The organism is Pontibacter mucosus (genome assembly GCF_003054055.1).
GTDB lineage: Bacteria > Bacteroidota > Bacteroidia > Cytophagales > Hymenobacteraceae > Pontibacter > Pontibacter mucosus.
The window spans coordinates 336,631-359,569 of sequence record NZ_QBKI01000002.1 but is presented as its reverse complement, the minus strand read 5'-3'; the positions used below and the strand labels follow the sequence as shown (position 1 = coordinate 359,569).

Annotated in this window: 22 protein-coding genes; 8 read left to right on the top strand and 14 right to left on the bottom strand. The window is 53.6% G+C overall.

The genetic code is table 11. The features are described from left to right. Positions 1–22: 22 nt before the first annotated feature. The 10 genes from C8N40_RS05160 to C8N40_RS05120 form a co-directional block, all read right to left on the bottom strand. Positions 23–1,384 (bottom strand): sensor histidine kinase, encoded by a 1,362-nt coding sequence (locus tag C8N40_RS05160; RefSeq protein WP_108210716.1) that lies wholly within the window; start codon positions 1,382–1,384, stop codon positions 23–25. Continuing rightward, the gene (locus tag C8N40_RS05155) at positions 1,381–2,067 is read right to left on the bottom strand and encodes a response regulator transcription factor (RefSeq protein WP_108210715.1); all 687 of its coding nucleotides are present in this window, start codon (positions 2,065–2,067) and stop codon (positions 1,381–1,383) included. The genes C8N40_RS05160 and C8N40_RS05155 overlap by 4 nt, the downstream gene beginning before the upstream one ends. A gap of 194 nt (positions 2,068–2,261) precedes the next feature. After that, positions 2,262–2,780 (bottom strand): NUDIX domain-containing protein, encoded by a 519-nt coding sequence (locus C8N40_RS05150; protein WP_108210714.1) that lies wholly within the window; start codon positions 2,778–2,780, stop codon positions 2,262–2,264. A 75-nt stretch (positions 2,781–2,855) separates the two neighbouring features. Further along, positions 2,856–3,878: an SDR family NAD(P)-dependent oxidoreductase gene (locus tag C8N40_RS05145; protein WP_108210713.1), complete on the bottom strand. Its 1,023-nt coding sequence runs from the start codon at positions 3,876–3,878 to the stop codon at positions 2,856–2,858. A 92-nt stretch (positions 3,879–3,970) separates the two neighbouring features. Continuing rightward, positions 3,971–4,735, bottom strand: coding sequence for an outer membrane beta-barrel protein (locus tag C8N40_RS05140; protein ID WP_108210712.1), 765 nt, complete (start codon positions 4,733–4,735; stop codon positions 3,971–3,973). 212 nt (positions 4,736–4,947) lie between these two features. Continuing rightward, positions 4,948–5,865, bottom strand: coding sequence for a M28 family peptidase (locus C8N40_RS05135; RefSeq protein WP_108210711.1), 918 nt, complete (start codon positions 5,863–5,865; stop codon positions 4,948–4,950). A 1,080-nt stretch (positions 5,866–6,945) separates the two neighbouring features. Then, a complete protein-coding gene (locus C8N40_RS22400) occupies positions 6,946–7,164 on the bottom strand; it encodes a hypothetical protein (protein WP_146173512.1) in 219 nt (72 codons plus the stop codon). Between the two features lie 165 nt (positions 7,165–7,329). Next, positions 7,330–7,911 (bottom strand): hypothetical protein, encoded by a 582-nt coding sequence (locus C8N40_RS05130; protein WP_245904998.1) that lies wholly within the window; start codon positions 7,909–7,911, stop codon positions 7,330–7,332. A gap of 14 nt (positions 7,912–7,925) precedes the next feature. Then, positions 7,926–8,642, bottom strand: coding sequence for a head GIN domain-containing protein (locus C8N40_RS05125; RefSeq protein WP_108210709.1), 717 nt, complete (start codon positions 8,640–8,642; stop codon positions 7,926–7,928). Positions 8,643–8,751: 109 nt separating this feature from the next. Next, positions 8,752–9,648 (bottom strand): M48 family metalloprotease, encoded by an 897-nt coding sequence (locus tag C8N40_RS05120; RefSeq protein WP_108210708.1) that lies wholly within the window; start codon positions 9,646–9,648, stop codon positions 8,752–8,754. Positions 9,649–9,824: 176 nt separating this feature from the next. Here C8N40_RS05120 and C8N40_RS05115 point away from each other — a divergent pair, with 176 nt between their 5' ends. Beyond that, entirely contained in the window at positions 9,825–11,234 is a 1,410-nt protein-coding gene (locus tag C8N40_RS05115; RefSeq protein ID WP_108210707.1) for a high affinity choline transporter 1, read from the top strand. 76 nt (positions 11,235–11,310) lie between these two features. Beyond that, positions 11,311–11,724 carry a SpoIIAA family protein gene (locus C8N40_RS05110; protein ID WP_170114021.1) on the top strand — a complete coding sequence of 138 codons (414 nt, stop codon included), beginning with the start codon at positions 11,311–11,313 and terminating at the stop codon, positions 11,722–11,724. 123 nt (positions 11,725–11,847) lie between these two features. Here C8N40_RS05110 and C8N40_RS05105 read toward each other — a convergent pair whose 3' ends face one another. The 3 genes from C8N40_RS05105 to C8N40_RS05095 form a co-directional block, all read right to left on the bottom strand. Continuing rightward, complete coding sequence (locus C8N40_RS05105) at positions 11,848–12,396, bottom strand: porin family protein (protein WP_108210705.1); 549 nt, start codon at positions 12,394–12,396, stop codon at positions 11,848–11,850. 284 nt (positions 12,397–12,680) lie between these two features. Next, positions 12,681–13,319, bottom strand: coding sequence for a porin family protein (locus tag C8N40_RS05100; protein ID WP_108210704.1), 639 nt, complete (start codon positions 13,317–13,319; stop codon positions 12,681–12,683). A gap of 171 nt (positions 13,320–13,490) precedes the next feature. Then, entirely contained in the window at positions 13,491–15,743 is a 2,253-nt protein-coding gene (locus C8N40_RS05095) for a Tex family protein (protein ID WP_108210703.1), read from the bottom strand. A 305-nt stretch (positions 15,744–16,048) separates the two neighbouring features. Here C8N40_RS05095 and C8N40_RS05090 point away from each other — a divergent pair, with 305 nt between their 5' ends. The 4 genes from C8N40_RS05090 to C8N40_RS05075 all read left to right on the top strand — a co-directional run bounded on the left by C8N40_RS05090 (position 16,049) and on the right by C8N40_RS05075 (position 20,104). Continuing rightward, positions 16,049–17,374, top strand: coding sequence for a mechanosensitive ion channel family protein (locus tag C8N40_RS05090; RefSeq protein WP_108210702.1), 1,326 nt, complete (start codon positions 16,049–16,051; stop codon positions 17,372–17,374). Between the two features lie 28 nt (positions 17,375–17,402). After that, complete coding sequence (locus tag C8N40_RS05085) at positions 17,403–18,791, top strand: neutral/alkaline non-lysosomal ceramidase N-terminal domain-containing protein (RefSeq protein ID WP_108210701.1); 1,389 nt, start codon at positions 17,403–17,405, stop codon at positions 18,789–18,791. A 270-nt stretch (positions 18,792–19,061) separates the two neighbouring features. Then, on the top strand, positions 19,062–19,295 hold the full coding sequence (locus C8N40_RS05080) for a hypothetical protein (RefSeq protein ID WP_108210700.1): 234 nt from the start codon (positions 19,062–19,064) through the stop codon (positions 19,293–19,295). 230 nt (positions 19,296–19,525) lie between these two features. Beyond that, the gene (locus C8N40_RS05075) at positions 19,526–20,104 is read left to right on the top strand and encodes a hypothetical protein (protein ID WP_108210699.1); all 579 of its coding nucleotides are present in this window, start codon (positions 19,526–19,528) and stop codon (positions 20,102–20,104) included. A gap of 93 nt (positions 20,105–20,197) precedes the next feature. On the opposite strand, the gene C8N40_RS05070 is transcribed toward C8N40_RS05075, so the two are convergent. Beyond that, on the bottom strand, positions 20,198–20,689 hold the full coding sequence (locus tag C8N40_RS05070) for a peroxiredoxin (protein ID WP_108210698.1): 492 nt from the start codon (positions 20,687–20,689) through the stop codon (positions 20,198–20,200). A 159-nt stretch (positions 20,690–20,848) separates the two neighbouring features. Between C8N40_RS05070 and C8N40_RS05065 the strand changes: the two genes are divergently transcribed. Together C8N40_RS05065 and mptB are read left to right on the top strand one after the other, a co-directional pair. Continuing rightward, positions 20,849–21,550: a glycosyltransferase family 2 protein gene (locus C8N40_RS05065; protein WP_108210968.1), complete on the top strand. Its 702-nt coding sequence runs from the start codon at positions 20,849–20,851 to the stop codon at positions 21,548–21,550. A 51-nt stretch (positions 21,551–21,601) separates the two neighbouring features. Beyond that, complete coding sequence (gene mptB, locus C8N40_RS05060) at positions 21,602–22,939, top strand: polyprenol phosphomannose-dependent alpha 1,6 mannosyltransferase MptB (RefSeq protein WP_108210697.1); 1,338 nt, start codon at positions 21,602–21,604, stop codon at positions 22,937–22,939.

Genomic DNA, 22,939 nt, shown 5'->3' with positions numbered 1-22,939 from the left:
CTTAAGGCGGATAAAAATTACCTTAAGGGAAGGTCAGTTCGAAAACATTGAATTGGTTGTCGGCGTGCGCGTACTCAATGGTGCCGTGGTGGAGGTTGATGATTCTCTTGACCAGCACCAAGCCCAGTCCAAAACCGCCCTTGCCGCGGCTGTTCTCCCCCCGGAAGAAATGGTTGAACAGGTACTTTTGCTCCTCCTGGCTGACGGCCCGGCCCGAGTTGCTAAACTGCACCTTTAACTGGCTGGGGCTTGCGCAGTCGATGTTGATTTTTGCCGTGCCATTATCCGCGTAGCTGATGCAATTGGCCAGAATGTTCTGAAAAGCCTGACGCAGGAGCGTCCTGCTGGCTCTTATCTCCAGTCTGGTCTCATCAATGTTCTCCGGAATAAAGTTGAGCTCGAAGATGAAGCTGGGGTGAATCAGGCTGAAGCCCTCCACTAAGTCAAAAATCAGCTCATCAACCCGAACGGCCTGCGTAAAAACCTCCTGCCCAGCCTCCAGTTTGGAAATTTCGAGCAAGGTGTTGATGATGTCGCCCAGTGATTTGCCGTTCGTAATCTGCTCCTCCAGTTGCCGGTTCAGGTCGCCGGGGAGTTGGTGTTGCCCGATTCGCTCCAGCTCAGACACCAGAATGGCAATGGGCGTCTTTAGCTCGTGGGAGATGTGGTGGATGGTATGTCTCTGGAAATCAAACGACTCGTTGGTGCGCTTGAGCAGCTGGTGGAACTTCTCGTTTAGGTAATTGAGCTCGTAGGTGTTGGTTTGAAGCGCGGTGTAGTCGGGGTTATCGCCTACCTTAAAACGACCCAACTTCCGGGCAAGCCGGATAATGGGCTCCGAAATACGCCTGGAGAGGAACAGCGAGATAAAAACTACCAGGGCAGAGATGGAGATAAAGATAAAGATCAGGGTATTGCGCAGGAAGTTGAGCTTAGTATAGCCGAACTTGTCATAGGCCTTGCTGATGGCGTAGAAGTGGGTGTTCGCCCTTTCCTCGTAGACACCGATAATCTCGTAGCCGTTCTCCCTTATTTCTATCTCCCGCATGGCAGGCGACAGTTGGGTAAGTATAGCGTTTCTGTTGGCGATGGGCAGGTCGTCCACGCTTTCATAAATCAGGTCCTTGTGCCGGTCAAAGATCAGCACCTTCTCATCGTAGAAGTCGTGGATGGTGAGCCGGTCCATCATCTCGGTGAGGTTCTCGCTCATCTCCTTATACTTGGCCAACAGCTCAATCGTCAGCTTGATTTTCTCCCGCTGCCGTTGCCGGAACTCCTGCTCCCGGTGCTCAGAAAACAGCAGGTAAATAACAGTAAGCGAAATGGCTGTCAGGGTGATGACCGTGCTGGAGAAGTATAAAAGTATTCTGTTCTGTAGCTTCATTCAAACGCAATAAAGTACCCGAACCCTACTTTTGTCTTGATGCTCTCCTTCTCAAAAGGCTTATCCACCTTGTTGCGCAGAAAGTTTACGTACACCTCCACCGTGTTCGTGTTTACATCGAGGGCGCTTCCCCAAATCTCGCTGATGAGGTCTTTTTTGGAAACGACTTCTCCGGCATGCTCGCAAAGCTTTTTCAGAATCTGGTACTCCCGCGGCGTCAGCGCGATCTCCGTGCCCTGCCTGGTGACCTTTTTCTGTGCGGTATGGATGCTGATATCCCCGGCCACGATTATGTCGTTTACGCTGGAAGCTGTCTGCTGCTGGTTTGCCCGCTTCAGCAGTGCTTTGACGCGCATCACCAACTCCCGCATGTAAAATGGCTTGGTCAGGTAGTCGTCGGCGCCGCACTCAAACCCCTTCACCTTGTCCTCCAGCTCGGAGAAAGCGGTCAGCATCAGTACCGGAGTGGTGGTGTTGAGGGTTCTGTAGTCCTTGCATAGATCGTAACCTGTCTTACCGGGCAGGTTAATGTCCATCACAATGCAGTCGTAGGCCTCTCTGCGCAGCAGTTTCTCTGCCAGCAAACCGTCAAAAACGCCTTCCGCCTGAAGTTCCTCATGCTTCAGGGCTTTGATGATGTTGCTGTTCAGGGTAGGGTCGTCTTCTACTATCAGGATTCTCATGGGGGCAAAGGTAAGCATTTTGGCCGACCCCGTTTTTTGGAACGCAGCCAGCGCTGCAGGTATAGCTTATACTTAATAGTATGTAAGCGCAACACCAAACCCGCCGGGCATGTTCTGCAGAGCAGCTGTCGCCCAGCGTTTTAGCCTACATACTTTATACTTTATACTTTTGCTGATAGAACTGTGAAAGCATCCTACCTCCTCCTGTGCAACTTAGCCCACTGCTGCGCGATGATGGTTTTGGCATCTGGTGTCTCCAGGGCGTCCAGCTCTTCGGGACTGAGGTGCAGGATCTCGATGAACTCGTGCTCATGGGCGTTGCCGCCGCCTGCGCCGTTCTGCTTCGTCACCTCAGCATAGTATAGCATGACCCGCTCGGTGGTGCCACCCGGCGAGGAATAGAACGTGTGCAGGTGCTGCAGCCTGTCTACGTGGTAGCCGGTTTCCTCCTCAATTTCGCGGGTTATACTTTCCTCAGGCTGCTCGCCCTTATCTACCATGCCGGCCACCACTTCCACCAGCTCCGACTCCGAGCCCACCCGGAACTGCCTGGTCAGGATGTATTGCTGCTTTTCGGTGTCAAACACCAAGGCGGCCACGGCATCGCCGCGGTCAAACTGCTCGCGGGTAAAGGTGTGTCCCTGCTGCTCTACGGTTAGTTTATAGATTTTAAAGTAGCCATCATAGGCCTTTTCTCTGCTCTTGATATTCATAAGGGTGAATGTTGTGGCAAGTATAAAGTTAGAAAATAAAGTATAGGGCCATTTATACTTTGTACAAGTATAAAATTATACTTCGTTGTTTCTGGCCTCAGCCTTCTGCGTGCGCTCCGTCAGCCACGACTCCGACAAAGGCGTTTCGCTCTCGTAGCCCCTGGCCCTGTTTTTCCCGATGCCCCCCTCGCCGGGAAGTATGGCATTTACCAGCGCCAGTATATCCGTAGTAAGGCCCGGTGAGAGCCTGTGCAGCAACTCACCAATCGTGGCAAAGGCAGTAGTGGTCACGGTAGCATCGCCGTGGCGCAGCGCGTTCAGCATCTGGCGAGCCGATTGTTCGGCGGGAATAGAGGTAATCGGGCTGGAATCCATGATCTTGAATAGCGTATACTCCTGCTTATGGTGCCCTTTGATATAGGCATGGCGCGGGCTGCCTGTCTGCATCAGCCCCGGTGTAGCGGTGGTGACCAGGATGTTATACTTTTTCAGCTCAGCCCGCAAACCCTCCGACAAACCCACTAAGGCAAACTTGCTGGCGCTGTAGGGCACCAGGTGCGGCACACTTATCCTGCCACCAATGGAAGCAATATTGAGGATGCGGCCGCCCCCCCGGGACTTCATGGCGGGCAGCACAGCCAGGGTCGTGTAAATCGGTGCCCAATAATGTATGTTGATGGCCTCCTCAAACTCCTGCACCGTCATCTCCGCCACCGGGCCGGCATGGATGATACCTGCATTGTTTATCAGCACGTCAATCGGGCTAAACTCGTTCTGCACATTGGTGATCATATCGTTTACCTGCTGCTCGTCGGTCACGTCGCATTTCTGCACCAGCACCTCGGCACCATTTCCGGTCAGCTCCATGCGGGCATTTTCCAGCTCGGTTTCGTCGCGGGCGCAGAGCACCAGCTTGGCCCCATCCTTAGCCAGCTGTCTTGCCATCACCAGCCCGAGTCCGCGGCTGCCGCCCGTTATCAGCACGGTCTTCCCGTTAAAGTCATAGGCAGTAAGGCTCCGGATCACGGCACGCCCCACAGCCAGCGCACTTACGCCGGCAGCCAGCCAGAAGAGATTATTTCTGTCTTTTGTTTCCATAGCGGTAGAAGTATAAAAATAAGGGCAGATGCCTTTGTGCACCTGCCCTTACCTCTACGGCGGTAGAATTAGCGGGGTTAAGTATAAAGCTGCTAGGGTTTCTTCGAGAAGATCTTGTTTTTAAAAACCGGAGTATACTGCAGCTTGATGGCCAGCACGCCATACTCATCCTTGCGGGAGCCGTTGGTAAGGGTGGCAGGAATGTTGTCGAGTAAATCGGTGCTGGTGATGCGGTATCCGAGTTCCCCGGCCAGGCTAAACTCATCGTTGATGTAGAACCGGATGCCCCCGCCCACCGGAACAACTGCCGCGAAGGCCGGATACTTCTGCTGCGGATCATAGGTCACCTGCGAGTCGTTGAGCTTGCGGTCGGCAGGAAAGGAAGTGGCATTGTAGTATAAACCGCCCAAGCCTACCCGGATGTAGGGCACGATAAAGCGTTTGCGCTTAGCCCGGTAGTTGCCGGAGCCAGCGTAACTGTCGAGCAGGTTAACCACCGCAGACGCCGCCACCTCTATCACCTCCGACTCGAAGGCAATGTTGAGCGGTGCCTCCGGGTTTTTCTCCACGGCCCCCAACTTTACGTAGTCTATTGTGCCGCTCACGCCAAAGTATGGCGAAATCTTATACAGGCCGCCCACGCTCACGTTCGGGCCAATGTCGTTGCAGTCCCAGCTGCCGCAAATGTCGCTGCGCACGGCCGTTACCCCGCCTCCGAGCAGTATCACCCAACCCCGCTCCAGCACATTGGTTTCCTTGCTCCCGCGTTTATAGCGGTATTGCTGCGCCAGGGCATCCCAGGGGTTCAGTAAGAGAAGAAGTAAGAATGTAAGCAGATAGTATCGTTTCCTGTTCATATCATCAGACAGGTTAAACATCTTTTTGAGTAGGCAGGCAGCACCCGCAGGCGCTCCAACGATTGGCTACGTGAATGCCTTCACTTCCCTCTTCTCTACGTTTTATCGGGCAGAAAGATGACAGTTCCACAGTAAATATATGGAAATATCAGAATAGTTAAAGTATAACATATATTTGGCAGCCGCACCCCGTTACCAAAAGCCCCTTCAGCCTATTGCGTATGCGCCGGCAGCCGGTCCATGTGGTTGTCCATCAGCTCCAGGAAGTCTATCACCAGGGCCGCCGCATCCGGGTAAAAAGTTGGGTTGATGTTCTCGTAATCATCCGAAGGCTTGTGGTAGTGCGGGTGGTCCTCTACCCCAAAGTATACGTAGGGGATGCCCCGCTCATGAAACCGGAAATGGTCTGACTGCCCGGTCCAGTCGTCGCGGCCCAGCGCGGGATCGTCGTGACCCAGGAGCAGGCGGGCGTTCTTGCGGGGCTTCACTTTCTGCAAGTATGGCTTCAGCTGCGGGTAATGGAAGGCGCCGCTGGCATACAACTCTCCTTTGTCGTTGATGCTGAGCATGTCCATGTTCACGTTGAGCAGGATGCTGGCCAGCGGCACCGGCGGGTTGTCCAGGAAAGCTTTGGCACCTTGCAGCCCAAGTTCCTCGCCATCCAGGGCGGCAAAGATGATGGTGTGCTTGGGAGGCTGTTTCGTGAAATGCGCTGCTGCGGCCAGCAAGGCACCTACCCCAGAGGCATTGTCGTCAGCCCCGTTGTAGATATCCCCGTCCCGCTGCCCCACATGGTCGTAATGGGCCGTTACCACAATCACCTTTTCTGACTTTCCGGAAATGTAGCCAATCAGGTTAGTGGCCTGTTCCACCTGCGCCCTTCTGGAGTCTATCCGGAAATGCTGCTTGTAGGTGTCGTTAAACGTCTTCAGCCCTATTTCCTGAAAACGCTTCAGAAGGTATTCCTGTGCCATAAGATTGCCTTGCGTGCCGCTTAAGCGGCCCTGCATGGAGTCGGCGGCCAGCACCTTTACGTCCCGCAGCAACACGGCGGCATCGGGTTTACTTTTCTGCGCCAGCCCCAAAACAGGGGCAGCAAGTATAAAAGCGAATATGAGTAGTTTCTTCATAGTATAAAAACCGAAGGTAAGCGTTGCACGCGGTTCTGGCAAGTGTGGAGTTGAGCAGATTGCAACACCGGGTCCAACCACCCCTGGCCCCTCAGAGCTGCGCTCGCTACCTTCGAACACCCGTTCTCGGTAGTCTAAGGCGGGGAGCCTGTTATTACTTCGACTAAAGTATAAGTTTTATAGTTGCTGGTCTCGCACGGACAGGTCGCGACCTGTCCCTACAAAGTATAAATCCACCCCTAGCCACTCCCAAGAGGGGAATCATTTGCTGACGATTACATCCCCCTACCACCTTCAAAGAGGGACTTTGGCTGTTAAGTTCTACAGAAACTGTCCCCTTGAGGGGACAATAGGGGTGTTTACTTTTAGCAAAGACTTTTACCACTGGCTTTACACCCCTGTAGTCCCCTCAAGGGGACAGTAGTAATAGCCGTAGCTATCGAAAAATTCCCAGCCTTTGGGTGGAGCGCCTTGTGAGATCCGGTGCCCGTCAAGGGCATGCTGAGCGAAGCGAGGCAAGGAGGGAACACAGCGCGATGCCCTTATCGAGGGCCCCTTCCCCCAAGGCGAGGCCTCCCGGCCTAGGAGGGCACCAAAGCGGGAAATGAAACGAGATGTTTGTGGGAACTACAGGATGAACTGTGGTTTGGAAGTATAGCTTGGTTCAAACAGAAGGAAGCAGTGGCTATGAAAGTATAAACCGCAGGTATAACAGTATAGCCAAAGTATAAAGCATGGCTTTTCAAGCCTGTTGGGATGCCCTGTCCCGAAGCATATCGGGAAAACCCAACATCTTAGGTAGGCACGGGTTGCAAACCCGCGCCAGCGAGTGAATGGAAGTATAGCTAAGTGTAAAGCATAGCCAAAGTATAAAAGTATAGCTTACGCGGACTTGGAAGTCCGCAGCAGCCTTCGTTCCGGACAAGGATGTCCGGAACAGCGGAAGACTTGCGCCAGGGAGAAGATTCACTGCCATGCAGCAAGTATAGAAGTCATAAATAGAAGTATAAATAAAACAGCCTCTGCTACACCGGAAAACCGGCACAGCAGAGGCTGCTACCTTTGGCAATAACTTATAGCTTACAGAGACCTTACCCACTCAATCCAGTTGCGCTGGCGGAGCGGTTGATTGCTGCTAGTATCGTGATGTGAATCGGAGGAATAGGTTTCCTGGACTGTAACGGTACTGCGGCTTCCTATAATCTCACCCGGATTTACCCAACCTGAGTGGCGCATGTAAAATTTGATGGCACTTGCTTCTACAAACAGTTCTTCCGTTTTTAAATCGTTGTAGGTCATCTTCTTCGTTGGTTGAAAATTGGATATTTGCTTCAGTACTCCAACAGAAGGTGTTTAAAAATCGTGCCACTACGATTGCATTCCCTTAAAAGTTACAAACCCATCATAAAATTTTAAATAAACTTCCGGAAACACAAAGACCAGGCGGCAAACCTGGTCTTTATACTATCCTTTTATCTTGATGAAGGCAGGCAGCTCGAAGGGCCCGACCGAGGTCTGGATCGTGGGTTTTATCTGCAGGGTTATCTTGGGCCGGTCGGCGCTGTCCTTGTTGAGGAGCGTGGCCAGGCGGAGCAGGTTGTTCAGGTCTGGCTGGTTGCCGCCGTCCGTGGCAAAAGTTAACGGCGAGCTGATGGTGATGGTGTTCAGCCCGTTTTTAAGTTCTACCGGTTCGCTTACCAACCCATCCAGCGTATGCTTGTCGTCCACCAGCAGTTGCCATTTGAGTTGCGTTACCGTCATGGTGCGCTCCTGGCTCCCCTCGGGCAGCTCCACGTTCAGCCCGATGGTGGACACCGCGTTGAGTGCGTTCTGGGAGAAGGCCGTGTATAGTGTGGCGGCATCGTTGAAGGAGAAATCCTGCGGGCGCTTCTTCTTAAGCAAATCAACGCCGTTCACCTCCATCTGATCTATACTTTGCAAATCATACTTTGCCTCCTTAAAGGCCTCTACATCGTTCTTTGTTTTACACGCAAAGCCAAAAACCAACAGCATCAGCAAGAGCGCGTAGTTACTTATCTTCTTCATTCTCATTCCTAAAATTACCTTTTCATTACTTTTCCGGAGCCCGACACATCCGAAGAAACGCTTGGGTTGCCGGCGTAGTATACCTGGCCACTGCCGCTCACATCCACCTTCAGCTCCTCTTCTGCCGCTACCTCTGCCCTGCCGGAACCGGAAATATCCACCTGCGCCCTGCGACTGTTCAGGTCATAGGCGTTATACTTACCCGAGCCCGAGATGGAGATGTCCTGCACGTCGGCCACACCTGCCGCACGAATTGTGCCAGAGCCGCTGATACGCGCGCTTACTTTCTCGGCAGCCAGACGCAGCAGCACTTTACCAGAACCCGACACACCGGCTTTAAATTCCCGGCTCTCGAACACATCCTGCAACTCCACAGCACCGGAACCACTTACCCGCGCTGTGTGCAGCTCCGGCACCGTAATGTATACTTCCACGGTTTCATGGTTGCTCAGGCATTGCTTAAAGCCTATCTCCCAGGTGCCGTCGCCGTTTATGTCGGTTTCAAGCTCGTTCAGGATGTTCGCCTGTCCTCTTACCTCCACCTGCTGCCGCTCTCCCCTGGAGATGTATACTTTAGTGCCGCCGCTAACGTCAACACCGCTGAGGCGCTCGAGTTCCAGGGTGCGGCTTTCCACATCGCCCTCGCCCCGAAGGCAGTTTAAGTTGCAGGAAGTGAACGCACACACCAGCATAAGCAGGGAAAGGTATAGCGGCAGTTTCAGGATTTTCATAGTTTAGAGATTTTATACTTTTTGCTGCAATATATTAATTTCCAAAGTATAAAAAAGGCCACCCCGCTTTCCTGCGATGTGGCCTTCCCTGCGGCTTTTGTGCTGTACCTTATGCCAGGTGCCCTACCCGCTGCCCTTGTTTGTTCACCAGTTCGCCCCTTTCGGTAATGAAAACAGTTCTCAGGTACTCGCTTTTAAAGTAATAAGGGTAACGCGCGTCTCCGGTTTTCACCAGCTTCCCTATTACCCGGGGGCCGTCTTTGGTCAGGTGCACCAGCTGGAGGCGCGTGGTGAGGTAAAACTGCTCGCGGGGGGCCTGGCTGAACACCACCTTGGAGAGCACCATGCGGCTGCTGAGCGAGGCCGACTGAGCGGTGGGCTGCTGCTGAGCTACACGCGGCTGCCGTGGAGCTGGCTCTATGGCTCGGCTATCGGGTTTGGGGTTGCTGGCGCTGGCCAGCAGCTGCTCGTCGGCGCTGCGCCACCCTTTGCTGATAGCGGCCAGGCGGTAACTGCGGCCCGGGTGCGATCGCGAGGTTTCCTCCTCTGAAAGCAAATTAATGGCGGCCTGTGCCTCGGCCAGGCTTGCTCCCATTTTCCGCAGCACAAAACCCGAGAACTCATCGGCCTCCAGTTCGTCGGCGGGGTTGCTGCCGCTGCGGCTCAGGGTATGGCCGTTCAGGTGGTGGCCTATCTCATGGGCCAGTATACTTACGCCGGCCCAGTCGGTGTGCACGGCATTGTTGATGGCATCCAGGAAGCGCTCGCTGTAGAGGATGTACCGCTTGCCGTTGTAGATGACAGCGGCAGCATTGTCTATATCGGCGGCACGCAGCTCGAAGCGGGGCTTCAGGCCCACCACGTTAATGATCTCCTGCACAATGTCGCGGGTATCGGATTGAACAGCCACAGCGGCAGGAGGCACTGCTGCGGCTGCAGCTTCCTGCACCAGCACCGGGGCAAGTACAAGGCTAAGCACTACAGCTATTTTTTTGAAGTATGGCATGGTAAATCTTTGGTATGAAGCGGCTATACCTGAGAACGCAGGTTCCGGCACGGCTAGTATAATAGCAAGTATGCTGCCAAAAATGCAGCACCCATCCACTTTTGTACCATTCGCCGGCAGCCTCCTCTTTTATCATTTTTCCGGATCGCTTATTTTCGCTTTTCTAACCTTTAGCCATGCTTCTACTTCTTGTGCTGCTTTACCTGCTCTTTAACGTGGGGGTAGGATTCTGGGCCTCCAGACGCGTTAAAAACACCACAGACTTTCTGCTGGCGGGCAGGCAGCTGCCCTTCTACATTTCCACCGCGGTGGTATTTGCCACCTGGTTCGGCTCCGAAACCATGCTGGGAGCCTCCTCTGAGTTTGCGCAGCACGGGCTGCTGGGGGTGATTGAGGACCCGTTTGGCGCTGCGCTCTGCCTGGTGCTGGTGGGCTTGTTCTTTGCCAAACGCCTCTACCGCATGAACCTGCTCACCATGGGCGACTACTACCGGGTGCGTTACAACCGCCTGACCGAGCAAATCGCCGGCTTTTTCATGATCGTTTCCTATTTCGGGTGGATTGCGGCGCAAATGGTGGCGCTGGGCATCATCATGAACCAGGTGTTCGGCATCTCCACAGCCTCTGGTGTTGTGCTGGGAAGTATGCTGGTGGTGGGCTATACTTTTATGGGCGGCATGTGGTCCGTGTCGGTCACGGATTTTGTGCAGACGGTGATGATCATCGTCGGGTTGATGTTTATTTCGTGGGAGTTGATGCAGGAGGTGCCGCTACAGCAGGTAACCGCCTCGCTGCCCGAAGACTTTTTCCGGTTTGTGCCGCAGGAGCGCGACAGCATCAGCTGGCTCAACTATTTTGCCCTCTGGATCACGATTGGGCTGGGCTCCATTCCGCAGCAGGATGTGTTTCAGCGGGTGATGTCGGCGCGGTCGGAGCGGGTGGCGGTGGCCTCCTCCATCGCAGCCGGCTTTTTATACCTGACGGTGGCCTTTATGCCCCTTGTGCTGGCGCTTTACGCCAAAGAGCTCCATCCGGACCTGCTGCAACAGGATGCACAACTGCTGGTACCCGGCCTGGTAATGGGATCCTCCTCGCTGGCGGTGCAGGTACTGTTTTTCGGGGCCCTGCTGTCGGCTATCATCAGCACGGCCAGCGGCGCCATACTTGCCCCGGCCGCCGTGCTGAGCGAAAACATGCTGCGGCCTCTCCTCCCCAACATCAACGACAAGGGATTGCTGCTGCTTTCCAGGCTGAGCGTGTTGCTGGTGGCAGCCGTGTCGCTGGGCATGGCGCTGATGCGCAGCAATATCCATGAACTGGTGAGCGAATCGTCGGCTTTGAGCTTGGTGAGCTTGTTTGTGCCGCTGGTGGCGGGCATGTTCTGGCGCAAAACCACCGCTGCAGCGGCCATTTTCTCTATGCTGGCCGGAATGGGCGTATGGCTGCTGGCTTTATACTTTAGCACAGCCGTAAGCCCCATGCTCTACGGACTGGCCGGAAGTATAGGCGGGTTGTTTTCAGGCCAATTACTGGTAAAACTGAAGGAGCCAAAGCTGGACGAAGCACAAGAACAAGTTGCTCGCTGAAACCTGTATACTATTTTTCCCAGATTTCGTACTACTTAAACAACTAATCCTTACCACTGCCCATGCACCTATGCCTTTGCCTAAAATAGTTCTGCTCAACACCCCTTCTTTCTATATTTATACTGAGGCGGAGCATCATCTAATCGTACTACAGGCAGAAGGCACAGTGTCTTCCGAGACGTATCGAAAGGGTCTGCAACTGGCAACGGAAACTGCCATTAACCAGCGCCTGCTTTATTGGCTGGTAGATAACCAGAAAAGTGGCATTATCTCGATAGAGGACCAGATTTGGGCCAATGAGGTGATTGCTCCCCGCCTTGCCACCGAATCATCTCTCCGCAAAATGGCCTTTTTAGAACCTGCCGATACTTTTAGCCGACTCATCCTGGAGAACATGATGGACAAAGCCAGAGACATCATCCCTTTTGAAATGCAATTCTTTGAGAAAGAGGAAGACGCGCTGGAGTGGTTTAAGGATGAGGTATCTTAGCGGCTTTATTACCAGAAGTACTACAGGTTAAGACAAGACACGTAACCGACTAATATAAAACGCCTCCAGAGCAAGTACCCCAGAGGCGTTTTTTATAAAGTATAGCTGCTGTATACTTGTTGTTTAGTTAATTGGGAAGGCAATGCCAATCTGAATGGCAAGCTGCTCCAGTGGCGTGTTATACTTGATTTGGGCATTGAGGTCCAACGTTTCGGTGAGTGGATAAACCAATCCTGCCCCAACGTTAACACCTGCCTTGTTGTCTGAAGCCGAGTCTGAGGCTCCCCAGCTATCTTCACCATCAAATTCTACCTTGGCAAACGCCACCGACAGACCTGCCATGCCATAAAACGATACCGTCTCAGTGCTTGCAAAGTAATACCGGCCGTCGATGTCTAAGGTGCTGGCCTGACCTGATATTTCTGCACCGTAAAAGTCAGCCTTTGACTTAAAGAAATAAGTAAAACTTGGAGCAGCGCTGATTTTCTCCGTGAAGAAGTACTCACCGCCAACATAAATGCCCAAGCCCCCTTTTCCGCCATCCTCATCTAAGCCAGCTTCTGTTCCGTAAGCCAGTCCGGCGCCCAGTTTCAGCTTTCCAGGTTCTTGCTGTGCAAAGGCTGTTCCCGCAGTCATAACAACTGCTACTAATGCTAGTAAAAATGTCTTCATAGACTAAAAGTTAAATTGTTAAAAATATACAGTGCAAAAGTAATGGTTATATATAAATTCCGAAATATAATTCAATTTCTATATATAAAAACACATCCGAATTATGTTATACACTGTGCATCAACAAGCTATAAGTTATTCAAGAGAAAGACTCAGCCTTAAAGCCACTTCCAAACTGCACCAGCTAGTACGTAAAGTGGCAAATGCTTTTTACTTTCCGGTGCAATAAAAAAGGCGCCTCCCGCTGGTGCAGGAGCCGCCTTAAAGTATAAAATCAGATGCTGTTACAGGCTGAACAGGTAAGCCAGGGAAACGCCAAGCACGCGGTTTCTTGTTTTTGCTTCGTCTCCTTCAGCTTCATAAAGGCTGGAAAAGCCAAGGCCATAGCGCACGTCCAGGTTCAGTTCTCCCTGGCCCACTTTATAGGCAGCACCAATGCCGAAGCTGGCACCCAACTCCAAACGGTTATCTGAGTCATCAAAGTCGTAGTCCTCACTAGCTTCAGAGCCTCCGAATTTTGCGGTGTTTTTGCCGCTTGCCCAGTAGCCTATAGTGGGTCCGCCAGTCGCAAAGCCGCGCAGCTGCTCTGTACCAAAGTATACTTTTGCCAGAACAGGAACCTCAATATAGTTCGAACGGAGCTTGGCACTGAACTCATCTTCTCCAATCTTGAAGCCTTTCTGTATGTAAAGCAGTTCTGGCTGGATGGAGAACATGTCATTGATCATGAAATTTGCCACAGCGCCAAATTGCAAGCCTGCGTTGGAGTCGATATCATCGTTGGAAAAACCATCTTCCTCTTCTGACATGGCCACCTTAGCGAAAGTAGCTCCTACACGAGGACCAATTGTAACGGATTGTGCCATGGAAGTGTAGCCTAGGGCCACAACAAACAGCAGGGTAAGTAAAAATTTGTTTTTCATAAACAGGTTTTAAAATGATTGGATGTGGCAAATATCCAAAAACGTTATCATATATATACTTTATACTATAATAATATTTCCGCCCCATCTTTACAGAGCCCAATTTTTTAAATACAAAAAGCCCCTGCTATACTTTAGCAGGGGCTTTTTTATCCTTATACTTTCTTTAGCTTACTTAAAGCGGCCTTTCAGCTGTGCCAGTTTCGCCTGGAAGTCGTTCATCGGTTCTTCCTCGCGCTTGTTGCCGCCCTTGCCACGACCGCCGCCCGAAGGCTTTGGAGCAGCCGGGTCGCCTTTCATGCTGAGGGAAATGCGCTTGCGGTTCTCGTCTACTTCCAGCACGGTTACCTCTACCTTCTGCCCAACCTTCACCACCTCGTGCGGGTTGCTCACAAAGCGGTCAGATAAATGGCTCACGTGTACCAGGCCGTCCTGGTGCACGCCGATGTCCACGAAGGCACCAAAGGCCGCTACGTTGGTCACGATGCCCGGCAGCTTCATGCCGGCACGCAGGTCTTTGATTTCGTTCACGCCCTCTGTAAAGCTGAACGCCTCGAAGGTCTGGCGCGGGTCGCGGCCCGGCTTGGCCAGTTCGCTAATGATATCCTGCAGGGTGGGCAGACCAACCGTGTCGGTTACGTAATTTTTGAGGTTGATTTTTTTGCGCAGTTCCTCGCTCTTCATCAGATCCTGCACCGTTACGCCCAAATCCTTAGCCATCTGCTCCACAATCGGGTAGCTTTCCGGATGCACGGCAGAGGCGTCCAGCGGGTTAGCAGCGTCGCGGATGCGTAGGAAGCCTGCTGCCTGCTCAAAAGCTTTCTCGCCCAGGCGCGGTACTTTCTTCAGCTCGGTGCGCGTGCGGAACGGACCGTTCTGGTTACGGAACTCTACGATGTTCTGCGCCAGGGCCGGGCCAAGACCAGATACATAAGTCAGCAATTGCTTGCTGGCCGTGTTCACCTCCACACCCACGGCGTTCACGCAGCTCATCACTACGTCGTCCAGCGAGTGCTTCAGGGCCGACTGGTCTACATCGTGCTGGTACTGGCCCACGCCTATACTTTTTGGGTCAATTTTTACGAGTTCTGCCAGCGGGTCCATCAGGCGGCGGCCAATGGAAACAGCGCCACGCACCGTTACGTCCTGGTCCGGGAACTCCTCGCGGGCAACCTCAGAGGCAGAGTAGATAGAGGCACCGCTCTCGTTCACCATCACCACCAGCACCGAAGCCGGCAATTTGAGGCTCTTCACGAAGGCCTCGGTTTCGCGGCTGGCCGTACCGTTACCAATGGCAATGGCCTCCACCTCAAAACGGGTGACCATGTAGCGCACGGCCTGGGCGGCCTCCTGCTCTTTGTGCTGCCCGGTATGCGGGTAAATTGTTTCGTTGTGCAGCAGCTTGCCCTGCTTGTCCAGCACCACCGACTTTACACCGGTCCTGAAACCCGGGTCCAGGGCCAGTACTGTTTTCTGGCCTAGCGGCGAAGACAGCAGCAACTGACGCAGGTTATCGGCAAACACGCGGATGGCTTCCTCGTCGGCACGTTTCTTTGAGCTCAGGCGCACCTCGGTCTCCATGCTCAGCTTCAGCAAACGCTTGTAGCAATCCTTGGCAGCCAGACGCACCTGCTCTGAGGCAGCGTTGTTGCCCTTCACAAACATGTTTTCGAGTTTGGCCAAAGCGGCTTCCTCGTCAGGCTGGGCGGTTAGCATGAGTACCATTTCGGTTTCGCCGCGGCGCATGGCCAAAATGCGGTGCGAAGGCGCTTTCTCAATCGGCTCCTCCCACTCAAAGTAATCCTTGAACTTCTGGCCTTCCTCTTCCTTACCCATCATCACACGGCTCTTGAACACGCCCTGCTTCTCGAACAGCTGGCGCATGGCGGCACGTGCCTCGGCGTTCTCGTTCATCCACTCGGCCATGATGTCGCGGGCGCCGGCCAGGGCCTCGTTCACATCCTTCACCTCTTTCTCCTCCGAGATAAAGCTGGCGGCCTCGGCCTCTACATCGAAGTTCTCCTGGGCAAACAGGCGCTCTGCCAGCGGCTCCAGTCCCTTTTCGCGGGCGATGGTAGCGCGGGTGCGGCGCTTTGGCTTGTAAGGCAGGTAAATATCCTCCAGAGCGGCCATGGTTTCGGCAGCCATAATCTGGGCCTCCAACTCAGGCGTCAGCTTCTCCTGGTCACGGATGGATTTAAGTATACTTTCGCGGCGCTTGTCCAGCTCGCGCAGTTGCTCCAGCCTGTCGCGGATGGCGGCAATCTGCACCTCGTCCAGGGAACCGGTGGCCTCTTTGCGGTAACGCGAGATAAACGGCACCGTGGCGCCTTCGTCGAGCAAGCCGGCCGTGGCCTCTACCTGCTTAATGGTAACAGACAGCTCGGTGGCTATCTTTAAAAGATGTTCTAAATTCGGTTCCATATAATGCTATAAGCCAATTTCTGGTGATGCGCGGTGGCTGCTGTGACAGAAAAAGTATAAAAAAGTGAAAATATTCCCTCTCCTCCTGCCAACAATAGCCTTTGCCCGGCTGTTTCAAAGTATAACACGGGATTTAAGAAACGTCAAAATTAAGCCTTATTGCCTAACCTGAAAATTTTATCCGCCGAAATGCACGTTGGCATCATACTTTCTGTATCCTTACAGAGATGGCCCCGATAGGCCTTTGAGCGGTTTTTGCTATCTTTGCATCCCCATTTAAGAGATTTTTCAACTTTAGCACTCCCATGGACACCATCATTTCCAGCACTCTAAGCAGCCAGTGGACTTACGACAAGCTCTTACAACTCGGCATACCTGCCGGCACCGCCTTGTACCTGAACATGCTGCTGTTGCTGCTGCTTGTGTTGCTGCTGGGCTACGCCGGCTGCACCATTACCAGAAGGCTGATGCTAGGCGCGGTAAAGAAGTTTGCCAGCAGAACAGCCACGCAGTTCGACGATTTGCTGCTGCAAAACAAGGCGGCGCTGCATGTGGCCCAACTAGTGCCGCTGGCCATTTTTGTGCAAGCCATCCCCTATGTGTTTGCCGATTTTGAAGCCTGGATCCCGTGGGTTAGAAAGCTGACGGATATTTACCTGATCCTGGTGTCGCTGTGGATCTTTAACGCCCTGCTGCGCACCTGCCGCGACTTCCTGAAGACTACCCACACGTTCAGAGACAAGCCTGTGGACAGCTTCGCCCAGGTATTTATCATCATCGCCTTTATTATCAGTGGCCTGATGATCTTTTCCACGCTCACCGGAAAGTCGGTGTGGGCCTTCATCACGGCCATGGGTGCGGCCTCGGCCATACTTTTGCTCGTTTTTAAGGATACCATTCTTGGCTTTGTGGCCAGCATCCAGGTTTCCACCAACGACATGGTGCGCATCGGCGACTGGATCACGATGGAAAAGTATGGCGCCGACGGTGCCGTGGTAGAAATAAACCTGACGACGGTGAAAGTGCAGAACTGGGATAAGACTATCACCACCATCCCGACCTACTACCTTATCTCAGACTCGTTTAAGAACTGGCGCGGCATGCAGGTTACGGGTGGCCGGCGCATTAAGCGCTCCATCCACATCAAGATCTCAAGTATAAAGTATGTGTCCCAGGAGGATGTGGCGCGGTTCAGCAAAATCCACCTGATCAAAGATTACCTGCAGGAGCGCCAGGCGCGCATAGACAACTACAACCAGGTAAATGAAATCGACAAGAGCCTGCTGATCAACGGCCGCAACATGACCAACGTGGGCATTTTCAGGGCCTATGCCAGCGCCTACATCGCCCAGAACGAGAACGTGCACAAAGAGCTCACCATGATGGTACGCCAGTTGGAGCCTACCACCACCGGCATGCCGATAGAGTTGTACCTGTTTGCCAACGACGTGCGCTGGGTGTACTACGAGCAGATTATGGCCGATATTTTTGACCACCTGCTGGCCGCTGTGAAGTACTTTGACCTGGAGGTGTTTGAGCACCCCGCTGCCGACGACTTGCGTTTTCTGGCTAACAAAACCACTCCCGACAAGGCCAGCCTTCTCCCTGACGTAGAAACGCTGAAAAACTAAGGCCAGGTTTTTGCTGCTGCCCCATTCCATGAGTTCCGAAAAACCCAAGAGAGCCTGGCGCTACAGGTTGCTGTTTGCGATGCTGTTCCTGCTGCTGCTCACGGCCTGCGTGGTGCGCCCTCTCGATCGCACCCCTTACCAGCAGTCGGACTACTACCAGGAAACCATCAGCGACCTGCACGAAACCCCGGCTATCATAAGCCACGGCGACACAGTGCAGGTGGGCTGGGCGAAGGTGAACATCACGCCGCCTGTGGGCACGCCGCTGGCAGGCTATGGCAAGCGCCTGGGCATGGCCTACGAGCAGGTGCACGACTCGGCCTGGGCGCGTACGTTTGCCTTCAGCAATGGCCAGACGGAGGCCTATTACGTGGCCCTGGACCTGCTGATTGTGCCGATGGAGGTGTTGCAGGAACTGGAAGAAGTATACCCGGCGCTGGGCCTGAAACCGGAGCAGGTGTACCTGACCGCCACCCACAGCCATACCAGTTTCGGGGGGTGGGGAAAAAAGCTGGGCATCAAGCTGATGTCGGGCAAGTATGATGAAGAACTGGTGGAGCGGCTGGCGCAGCAGATAGTGCAAAGTATGAAGCTGGCCCGCCAGCAACTGCAGCCCACCAAAATCGGTTTCGGCAGCACCAGCGCCGCCAGCCTCGTCAAGAACCGCCTGCTCGACGACCCGGACAACCCCTATTACCAGGACCGCCAGCAAAACCGCGACACGGAACTTCGCTTCCTGAAGTTTGAGCGGCAGGACGGCAGTACGGCCATACTTTCCGTTTTCTCGGCGCACCCCACCATACTTCCCTCCGACGACCCTACCCTCTCCCGCGATTATCCGGGCGTGTTGGTGGATGTGCTGGAGGAGCGTGTGGACTTCGCCTCTTTCTCGGCCGGCGCGGTGGGCAGCCACAGCACCGTATACTTTGAAGGCGATACTTTCGCAAGCACCGAGGCGGTGGGCGAGCGGCTGGCCAAACTGCTGCGGGAGGAGCTGCGGCGTGTAGAAACAAAGTATGTTTCCACGTTGGGTTACGGACGGGTGGAGCTGGAGCTGCCAAAGCCCAGCTGGCGCATTGGCAAGGGATGGCGGATGGCTCCTTTCCTATTCAACAGCATTTTTGGCGAGCATCCGGCTTACGTGACCAGCCTGCAGGTGGGCGATGTGGTGTTTCTGGGCGCCCCTGCCGACTACTCCGGTGAGTTTGTAGCCAATATCTCAACGCAGGCGCAGCAACAGGGCCAGCAGGCGATTGTCACAAGCTTTAACGGAGGCTATATCGGCTACATCACGCCCGATAAATACTACAACCTGAAGGAGTATGAAACCCGCAGCATGAACTTCTTCGGCCCCTACAGCGGCAGCTACCTGACAGAGATCATGCTCCGGCAGCTGCAGCAGCACCAGCCACAGTAATAGTATACTTTAAAACATCTCACCGGGCTGTGAGGCGGTCTTTAACCCGCTGTCTCACAGCCTTTGCGCCTTGTCAAGTATAGCTGTGCAAGAAATGTAAGCGCTGTTTTTCCACCATTTTGCGGCAGAATCCAAAAATAACATGTAAAAGTATCCTGCAGTCCTATACTATTCTTTTTATAGTCATAAACATTACGGCAGCAAATCGGTTTAAGAAGTATAGAAGGGTGAGATACACCCTTCGTAGTTATACAATTTAGCACACATGTTATGGAACCGATTACTTATGATATAACCAACGTGCTCTTTCTGGCACTGGTAGGACTGTACCTGGTGCTGCTGGGAATGATACTGGCTTACGTATACTTCGATGCCGAGCAACGCGGTCTGAATGGGTTGGTAATAACCCTGCTGACGTTCTTCTCCGGCACGATAGCCGGTGCCCTTGCCTGGTTGCTCTTAAGGCCGAAGCTAAAGCCGCAGCCCATACCTGTCAAAAAGTAAGGCACTGGAGCCTCTGGTGAAGCCGGCACTCGAAACTGACTTAATTTCGGGTGCCGGCTTTTTGGTGCCCTGACTGCAACACGCCGGGCAAGCGACACACTGCTTTTAGAAAATGTGATTAAAAATTCTGCCCCATGCAACCCTTCGCCCCTGTACCGGGGTCTGTGTAGTAGATAAAAGCTAAAATTATTCTGTACATTAGAACCTAATCTTTTACTCGTCATTCTACCATGAAGACTACCGTAACATCGTTTTTGCTGCTGCTGTTTGCCTCCGCCACCCTTTCCTCCTGCGAGAGCTGCGGCGAGATTTCCATCACAGAACCTACCGTCGAGGACACCAAATGGCTGGTGTACGGCCAGAACGACACCGCTCTGTTCAAAATCGATAATGATACTATTATGTACCTGCGCACCGGAACCTATGTGCAGAACGTGCCAGGCGCCGGCTACTCCATCAACGACGAGTGTATCGACAAGCGCGACACGCAGCTGACCAACATCATTGAGGACAAAGAGCGTAAACTGCCTTACATGGGCACTTACATCCTGAAAAAGCCAGACTCTCTTATCGTGAAGATCGGGGTGGGCAGCAAAGTAGCCTGGGAAATTAAAAACACTGACGTTACCAAAGAGGAAGTAATACACGGGAAACCATACTCTAATGTATATGAGTACACGGCTACGCCAACAGCCGACACGGACCCTACAAAGGTGCTCTTCAGCAAGGAGTACGGCTTCTTGAGAGTGGAGCTGAAGAACGGCAAAACATTGGAGCTTATTGAGCTGAAAACCAAGACAACTCCTTAAGGCATAAAAACAGCCGCAGAAAGTATAAAGGGCCTCCGGTGCTGGTGCATCCGGAGGCCCTTCTTGTTTTAGAATCCTATACGTTCGGGTTGTTTATACTTTCTTGTAGTGCTTTTCCTCGCTGTTTATCTCGCGCAGCACCTCCAAGGCTGTACTTACGTGCTCCAGCGGCTTGGTCATGGAGTTGAAGATGTAGCGCAGCACCCCCTCCTTGTCGATGATATAGGTAACGCGGCCCGGCAGCAGCCCCAGCTTGCGCGGCACTTTGTACAGCTTCCGGATTTGCCCGTCTGTGTCGCTTAGCAGCGTGAAGGGAAGTTTGTACGCCTTCTCAAACTTCTGGTGCGATGCCACAGAGTCTGAACTGATGCCTATCACCTCGGCCCCCTGCTCCTGAAACACCTCGTACTGGTCGCGGAACTCGCAGGCTTGTTTGGTGCAACCGGGTGTGCTGTCTTTCGGGTAAAAGTATAGCACAATGTTTTTCTTCCCGACAAGGTCATACAGGCGAAAAAAGCCCCCGTCCTGGCGCTCCAGCTCAAAGTCAGGCACTTTGTCTCCTACCTTTATGGCTTCCTCTTTCATACGTGTTGCGATAAGTTTTAAAATGTATAACCTGCTTACAGGCAAAAAGTTCGGTGCAAAGGTAATACCACAAACCTCAGAACCTAAAAGAAGCAGCGCTTTATTAAGTGTAGGCACCGGAATGTGGTGTGAAGGATTTTGGGCATCTTTGCCAACAGTATGACACCGAGCCCCAGCATTAACGTTATCATCCCGGCCTACAACGAGGAGCAGTCCATCGCCCAGGTGGTGCGGGATATCCCTGCAGGTTTTGTGGCGGATGTGATTGTGGTGAACAACAACTCCACCGATAGCACCGCCGAGGTTGCCGCTGCCGCAGGCGCCACCGTGCTGCACGAGCCCAATCCCGGCTACGGGAACGCCTGCCTCAAGGGCATTGCCTACGCTGCCGCCAAACCCGCAGAATCGCGCCCTGACATCATCGTTTTCCTGGATGGCGACTACTCAGACTACCCCGAGGAGATGGTGCAACTGGTGCAGCCCATTGTGCAGGGGCAGGTCGACATGGTGATCGGATCCAGGGCGCAGGGGCAGCGCGAAAGCGGTTCCATGATGCCGCAGCAGATTTTCGGGAATTGGCTGGCCACTACCCTTATCCGCTTCCTTTACGGCGCGCGGTTCACCGACCTTGGCCCCTTCCGGGCAATAAGGATGGACACGCTGCTGTCCCTGGGCATGCGCGACCGTAACTATGGCTGGACGGTGGAGATGCAGGCAAAGGCGGCCAAGCAGAAAGTAAAGTATACGGAGCTGCCCGTTTCGTACCGCAGGCGCATCGGCGTGTCCAAGGTTTCGGGCACCGTAAAGGGTACAGTGATGGCCGGGTATAAAATCATACTTACCATATTTAGATACCTGTAGACGCCTTTCGTCGTATCGGGTAAAATTATGGTAGCAGAAGCCCAGTAACGTATGGTAGCCGCAAAGAGCAACGCACTAAGCTATGCAGCCCTCGCTGTTTCGGCGGTGGCTTATGTGGTGCTGGCCTATGCCACCCCGCGCGCTGATTTCACTCAGCTGCTGCTGCTCTACACCGTCGCTTTTATCGCTTACCTGCAGCTCAACAGGCAGCGCCTTAACCTGCGGCACTGCCTAGTGGCGGCTATACTTTTCCGGCTCATCTTTCTGTTCGCCACCCCTGCCCTGACCGATGATTTTTTCCGCTTTGTGTGGGATGGTAGGCTGCTGGCGGCCGGGATAAATCCCTACTTATACTTGCCCACCTTCCTGATGCAGCCGGAGGCGCCGCAGGTGCCGGGCATTACGCAGGAGTTGTTTGCCCAGCTCAACTCCCAGAATTATTACAGCGTGTACCCGCCGGTGGCGCAGGCGGTATTTTGGCTGGCGGCGCAGCTTTCGCCTAACAGTATACTGGGCAGTGTGGTGGTGATGCGGCTAATCCTTCTGCTGGCCGAGGCGGGAAGTATACTGCTGCTCTGGCGCCTGCTCCGCAAAATGGCCCTGCCCGAAAAGCACGTGCTGCTCTACGCCCTCAACCCCTTGGTGATTATTGAGCTGGTGGGAAACCTGCACTTCGAGGCGCTGATGATCTTTTTCCTGCTGCTGGCGCTCTACCAGCTCTTCTACCACCGGCTGGTGTGGTCGGGCTTTGCCTTTGGCCTGGCGATTGGTGCCAAGCTGCTGCCGCTTATGTTCCTGCCCTTTGTGCTGCGCAAGCTGGGCTGGCGGCAATTTATACTTTACGGCACCGTGGTGCTGATAACGGTGGTAGCCCAGTTTGCGCCGCTCGTAAACCTGCAGGTGCTGCAGAACATCTCCCAGAGCCTGGATTTATACTTCCAGAAATTCGAGTTTAACGCCAGCATCTATTACCTGCTGCGCTGGCTTGGCTTCCGGCTGGTGGGCTACAACGCCATTGCCCTGATTGGCCCCTTGCTCTCGCTGGTTACCCTTATCGCCATTTTAAGTATGGCTTCGGTTAAAAAGCTGGGGTCGGTGAGGAGGTTGGCTGGCTACATGGGAGCGGCCCTGACGGTATACCTGCTGCTTTCTACCACGGTGCACCCCTGGTACCTGACCACGCTGCTGGCCCTGACCGTGATGAGCCACTTCCGCTTCGCCATTACCTGGACGGGGCTGGCCATACTTTCCTACGCCACCTACCGCACCCCTGCCTACCGCGAGGACCTGCTGCTCGTGGCGCTGGAGTATAGCCTGGTGCTGCTATGGCTTGTGGTGGAGTTATACCTCTACCGCCAGCGCCGCCACCACGCGAATCTGAATGGGTAA